We start from the raw sequence: 5,724 nt of genomic DNA, 5'->3' as shown, positions 1-5,724 counted from the left end.
TACTGTTGGAAGCAGCAACGAATCCCCAGAAGAAAAATACGGTGATCAGAACCCCGAATTGGGACCATTTTGTTGGTTGACTCATGAACAATCGATTGATTTGAAAAGATTTTTTAAAAATAATAGTTTTTTATCATCAACCGCAAGGATTGCCTTTAATAATTATAATCTCACTAATCATCAGTGCATGTGATTAGATTTTTGTAATGCCTTAACCGCGTTCGGACCTTTTTCACTAAATTCAATCAGTATTTCATAAAACACAGACACAACAGCATGGAGATCTTACACGTGAGCGCAGAATGTTACCCGGTAGCAAAGGCAGGTGGACTGGGGGATGTGGTAGGCGCATTACCTAAATATCTGAACCAGGAGGGGCAGATCGCCAAAGTGGTACTTCCTATGTACCGCACCCGTTTTTTGTACACCCACCAGTGGCAGGTAGTGCATAAGGGCGGCTCCAATATGGGTAACAGGTATTTCGACTTCACCGTAATCCGCGAACAGACCAATGAACTGGGCTTCGATCTCTACCTCGTAGATATCAACGGTTTGCTCGACAGGGAAAAAATCTATGGATACGATGATGACACGGAACGTTTCACCGCCTTTCAGATTGCAGTGCTGGACTGGGTTTCAGCCTGGCAGGATAAGCCCGATGTGATCCATGTGCATGATCACCAGGCAGCCCTGATCCCCTTCATGATGAAATACTGTTACAGGTATCAGTCGCTCAAAAACATCCCTTCCGTACTCACCATCCACAACGCCCAGTACCAGGGCTGGATGGACTGGAACAAAAGTTCTTATATACCTCAGTGGGATACCTGGCAATGGGGCATGCTCGACTGGAACAATCAGATCAACCCGCTCGCATGCGGTATCAAATGTGCCTGGAAAGTAACAACCGTTAGTCCGAGTTACCTCGCCGAACTGCGTTACAACAGCAACGGCCTGGAAGCCCTCTTCGAATATGAAAAAGGAAAATGTGTGGGCATCCTCAATGGCATCGATGCCGATGTGTGGGACCCGGAATCCGATCACTACCTGAATGATCACTTCGATGTAGTGGAAGTGGACGAAGGAAAGGCCGCCAGCAAAAAACTGCTCTGTGATCAGTTCGGCCTCGACCCCGAAAAACCGCTGATCAGTTTTATAGGAAGACTGGTAGGAGAGAAGGGAGCCGACCTCCTGGCGCAGGCCATCGGAGACTCCTTTTATTATATCGGAAGAAAGATGAACTTCCTGGTGCTCGGCAGCGGGTTCCCCGAAGTGGAAGCCGCGCTCACCGCACTGAAACCGCTGGCCCAGTACGATTACAATGTATACATCGGTTACAACGAAGCCCTCAGCCACCTGATGTATGCGGGATCCGATTTCCTGCTGATGCCCTCGCGCGTGGAGCCCTGCGGTCTCAACCAGATGTACTCCATGCGCTACGGTACCATACCGATGGTGCGCAGGACCGGTGGCCTCATTGACACAGTAATAGATATGGGCGAAACAAATGGCTACGGTATCTGTTACAATAATGCCAATGTAGGCGATATCACACATGCCGTATGGCGGGCAACAGATTTGTATGAGAACAAAAAGAAGCTCAACCAGCTACGTCAGCGAATGATGCAACTCGACTACAGTTGGGAATCCAGTGTTGAACAATATATTCAGGTATACCGATCATTATAAAAATTCCATTATGAGCAAAGAAGTGATTGCTGTCATTTTAGGAGGAGGAGCAGGTACAAGATTATATCCCCTTACCGCCAGCCGTTCTAAACCAGCCGTGCCCATTGCCGGCAAATACCGCCTCGTAGACATTCCTATTTCAAACTGTATCAACTCGAGCATCACCCGCATGTTCGTGCTAACACAGTTCAACTCCGCCTCTCTGAACAAGCATATCAAGAATACCTATCACTTCAGCGTGTTCAGCAGCGCCTTTGTAGATATCCTCGCTGCAGAACAAACACCCGAAAGCACCGCCTGGTACCAGGGCACAGCCGACGCCGTAAGGCAGAGCCTCCGCCACCTGAACCAGCATGAATGTGAATATGTGCTGATCCTTTCCGGTGATCAGCTCTACCAGATGGACTTCACCAAAATGCTGGAAAACCATAAAGCCAGGGGCGCCGATATCACCATCGCCACCATTCCCGTTGGCGAGCGTGAAGCCTCAGACTTCGGTATCCTCAAGGCAGATGATGAACATACCATCACCGCCTTCATAGAAAAGCCCAAAAAAGATCTCTTACCCGACTGGATAAGCGATACCGGCACCGAAATGCAGGGCCAGGGCCGTAATTATCTCGCCAGCATGGGCATCTATATCTTCAACCGCAAGCTGCTGGTGGATATGCTCATGGACCTATATAAAGATTATACCGACTTCGGTAAAGAGATCCTTCCCCGCGCACTCACCGAATACAAAGTGATCAGCTATCAGTACGATGGCTACTGGACCGATATCGGCCATATCTACTCCTTCTTCGAGGCCAACCTGGCACTCACACAGGAGATCCCTCCATTCAATCTTTTCGACAACAGCAAAGCTGTTTATACCCGCGCGCGCATGCTGCCACCCGCCAAGATCAGTGGCACCACGCTCGAAAAGACCATCATTGCCGAAGGCTGTATCATCGAAGCCAGCCGCATCGAAAACAGCGTGATCGGCATACGCAGCCGCGTTGGTCATGGTACCACCATGGTCAGCTGCTATATGATGGGCTCCGATTATTTTGAAACCATCGAAGAAATGCAATACTCCAAAGACCGCGGCCTGCCCAGGCTTGGAATAGGAGAACGCTGCTATATCAAGAATGCCATCATCGATAAGAATTGCAGGATCGGAAACGATGTGCGGATCAATGGCAGTATTCATATGGAGAATGCAGATCATTCACTTTATACAATAAGAGATGGCATCGTAGTTATCAAGAAAGGAGCGATCCTTCCTGATGGCTTCGTCATTTGATGCTACTTAGGGGCTTATTTTGGGGTATGCGATTCCGGCTGTAAAACAAACCGCACCTTTTTGTGGTGCTATGGAGCCTGGGATAGGAGAGATTGAGCTGTAGCAGATGGGCCCGGCTGCTTCGCTTTTGTTTCGAAGGCCGTCATCACATACCCGCAAAATTACGCCCCGGCCCTCCGGGGGCGCATGAGAGGGATAACCAGTGCATCATTGTGTATTACATTTTGCAGCGTTGTTTGAAATTCGGGACTTCCCGGATTTTTTTTTAGTATCTTATGAACAGATTGTGTTGATTCCATTTTTTTGATGGTGATTATGACGAACTGTGAGCCTGGGCAGTTCTTTTCCTGTCTGACTTGAAACTCATTTCCATTTCTTTTTTGCTTTTTAGAGTATTGGATAACGCATTACCGGACGGAGCGGGGTGATGCACCTGTTCCCCCTCTCTCCCCCTAACCGGAAAGTTGGGCGATCGTGGTGGGGTTGCCGGACATTGTATTCAGCAATCCCGCCTTATCATCGTGCTGCGCGAAGCGGGTATGAAAAAGCCCGGCCTTTAAAACATACGATCCCAAAGCCCGGCATTATACCACCGCCCCAACATTCCCCTCAAAAGCCCAATAGAAAATCCAAAAGGTGTGGGTATGTTTTTCAGCCGGCGTTTCATACCCCTTCGCGCCCCAAAAGCAAAAAAGAAAACAAACGTGTATTTAAAACACAATAATCCTTATCTTTCATCCTCAAACCAACGATTGCTATGTCCATCTCGCTGCAACCCAAGCCCAAACTGACGGCCCCCCAAATCTTCAATATGAGTTTTGGCTTCCTGGGAATTCAATTCGGGTTTGCCCTCCAGAACTCCAATGCCAGCGGCATCCTCCGCAACTACGGTGCTGAAGTAGAGCACCTGAGCTGGTTCTGGCTCGCCGCCCCGCTGATCGGGCTCATCGTTCAACCTATTGTGGGTCATTATAGCGACCGTACCTGGAACAGGCTGGGAAGGCGCAGACCTTATTTCCTGGCAGGTGCCATCCTGAGCTCAAGTGCACTGGCGCTGATGCCGAATGCAAATATCCTGGGAAATATCGCGCCACTGGTGATCATCGGCGCAGCCTTTCTGATGATCATGGATGCCTGCTTCAACCTGGCCATGGAGCCTTTCAGGGCTTTGGTAGCGGATAACCTGCCCGACTCACAACGGACCAAAGGCTTTGCAGTACAGACCTGTCTGATTGGAATAGGAGCGGTTTTAGGATCGGCATTGCCGGCAATCCTGAGCAGCAACTTTAATGTGAATGCAGAAGCACCGGATGGTGTGGTAGCGGAAAATGTGAAATATGCATTTTACATCGGGGCCAGTGTGTTTGTGCTGAGTGTACTCTGGACTGTTATCAAAACAAAGGAATATCCACCTGAGCAATATGCGAAATATCATGGGGTACCGGAAACGAAGCAGGAAGGACTGAGTACCATCTTCAAAGATTTCGCGAAGATGCCACGGACTATGAAGCAGCTGGGACTGGTGCAGTTCTTCAGCTGGTTTGCATTGTTTGGCATGTGGGTGTTCACAACGGATACCATTGCAACGCATGTTTTCGGATTGCCGATAGAAGACAGAAGCAGCCCGCTGTACAGGGAGGCGCAAAGCTGGACGGGCGTGATCTTCGCCGTGTACAATGGAGTGTCTGCTGTTTATGCATTGTTGCTGCCTTCGATAGCTAAGGCCATCGGAAGGAAACAGACACATGCGATATCCCTGCTGATCGGCGGATTGGGACTGATCAGTATTTATTTTGCTCCCAATAAGGAATTCCTGATTGGATCAATGGTTTGTGTAGGCATTGCGTGGGCCAGTATCCTGGCGATGCCATACGTGATCCTTTCCGGTTCTATCCCCGCTGGTAAGATGGGAATTTACATGGGAATCTTCAATTTCTTCATCACAATTCCACAGATACTGAACGGCATTATCGGGGGACCGATAGTAAAACATCTGTACAATAATGAACCGGTCTATGCACTGGTGCTGGCAGGTGTGTTCATGCTCTGCGCAGCTATCAGCGTGATCTACGTGTATGATCCAGGCGCTATCCGTATCAAAGAAGAAAAAACTTTATCATGAGATCGATTGCTTTCGTATGTGCATTATTGTTAGCAGGGAATGCCTGGGCGCAGGAGAACCTGAACATCTATCCAACACACTGGTGGACGGGTATGAAGGAGCAAAAGCTGCAACTGCTGCTGCGCGCACCGGGAATCGGCAATAGCAAGCTTAGCCTGAAACCTTATGCTGGCGTACAGTTTAAGGGAGTGCACAGGTTTAAGAACACCAACTACCTGGCAGTTGATCTGGTGGTGGGAAAGGCAGTAAAACCGGGCACATTGCAATTTGTGATAGCAGGGCAGGGGACTGCTGCACGAACAGTGGCATATACGCTGAAGACGCGGCATAAAGGCAATGGCCGTACGCGCATCAAAGGCGTGGGAACCGAAGACCTGATCTACCTGATCATGCCGGACCGCTTCAGCAATGGCGATCCCTCCAATGACAGGGTGCCAGGCATGCGTGATCAGAGCCTCGACAGATCCAATATCTGGCACAGGCACGGCGGCGATCTCAAAGGGATAGAGAATCATCTTGATTACTTACAGGACCTGGGGGTGACCGCCCTCTGGCTCAATCCCGTGCTGGAAAATGATATGCCATCACGCACGGAACATGGCTATGCCGCTACTGACCATTATAGGGT

5 protein-coding genes are annotated in these 5,724 nt (G+C 49.4%); all 5 read left to right on the top strand.

What is annotated here, in order from left to right:
- The coding region (locus tag ACTHMC_RS00025; protein WP_440409734.1) for a hypothetical protein at positions 1-193 on the top strand (193 nt) is incomplete at its 5' end.
- A gap of 83 nt (positions 194-276) precedes the next feature.
- Positions 277-1,689, top strand: coding sequence for a glycogen synthase (locus ACTHMC_RS00020; RefSeq protein WP_440409733.1), 1,413 nt, complete (start codon positions 277-279; stop codon positions 1,687-1,689).
- 10 nt (positions 1,690-1,699) lie between these two features.
- Positions 1,700-2,974 carry a glucose-1-phosphate adenylyltransferase gene (locus ACTHMC_RS00015; RefSeq protein WP_440409731.1) on the top strand — a complete coding sequence of 425 codons (1,275 nt, stop codon included), beginning with the start codon at positions 1,700-1,702 and terminating at the stop codon, positions 2,972-2,974.
- 757 nt (positions 2,975-3,731) lie between these two features.
- Positions 3,732-5,096 carry an MFS transporter gene (locus ACTHMC_RS00010; RefSeq protein ID WP_440409730.1) on the top strand — a complete coding sequence of 455 codons (1,365 nt, stop codon included), beginning with the start codon at positions 3,732-3,734 and terminating at the stop codon, positions 5,094-5,096.
- The coding region (locus ACTHMC_RS00005; RefSeq protein WP_440409728.1) for a cyclomaltodextrinase N-terminal domain-containing protein at positions 5,093-5,724 on the top strand (632 nt) is incomplete at its 3' end. The genes ACTHMC_RS00010 and ACTHMC_RS00005, both read left to right, overlap by 4 nt.

This window comes from Pseudobacter sp. (assembly GCF_051955275.1).
Lineage (GTDB): Bacteria > Bacteroidota > Bacteroidia > Chitinophagales > Chitinophagaceae > Pseudobacter.
Note: the sequence above shows the minus strand (reverse complement) of the source record. Positions and strands in the feature narration are given on the sequence as shown.

What these genes read in the sequence shown, in the direction of transcription:
- ACTHMC_RS00020 (WP_440409733.1), top strand. Translation starts at nt 277, where the DNA reads ATGGAGATCTTACACGTGAGCGCAGAATGTTACCCGGTAGCAAAGGCA.
- ACTHMC_RS00015 (WP_440409731.1), top strand. Translation starts at nt 1,700, where the DNA reads ATGAGCAAAGAAGTGATTGCTGTCATTTTAGGAGGAGGAGCAGGTACA.
- ACTHMC_RS00010 (WP_440409730.1), top strand. Translation starts at nt 3,732, where the DNA reads ATGTCCATCTCGCTGCAACCCAAGCCCAAACTGACGGCCCCCCAAATC.